We start from the raw sequence: 345 nt of genomic DNA on the forward strand, positions 1-345 counted from the left end.
GCGCCAGTCCGCATACAGCGGCACGTAGCGTCCGCGCTCGGGCAACTCGGCCAGGGAGGCATGCCGAGCGACGATTCGGGCGTCGAAGTCGCCGGGACGCACCATGCGGGTCGAATCTGCATGACGCACCCGCTGTACCTGCTTCACGCATACCTGGCCGGATGATTCGGCGGATGTCATGGTTGCACTCCTGTCAGGATGGAGCCGGCCCTCGTCACCACAAGGCGCCGAGCAACCGCTGCGCTTCATCGGTGAAGCCCTCGCCGCCGTTGGTGCCGCCCGCGTACTCGCCGAACACCGGCCCCTTGTCCGAATCGAACAGATCGACACGAACGTGCTTGATGC

At 65.8% G+C, this 345-nt stretch carries 1 protein-coding gene; it reads right to left on the reverse strand.

Annotated elements, in window-relative coordinates:
* A partial coding sequence (locus SB765_RS28500; RefSeq protein WP_410932341.1) for a hypothetical protein occupies positions 1–180 on the reverse strand: 180 nt, incomplete at its 3' end.
* Positions 181–345: the final 165 nt, after the last annotated feature.

Source organism: Pseudomonas sp. SIMBA_067 (assembly GCF_046534675.1).
Classification (GTDB): Bacteria; Pseudomonadota; Gammaproteobacteria; order Pseudomonadales; family Pseudomonadaceae; genus Aquipseudomonas; species Aquipseudomonas putida.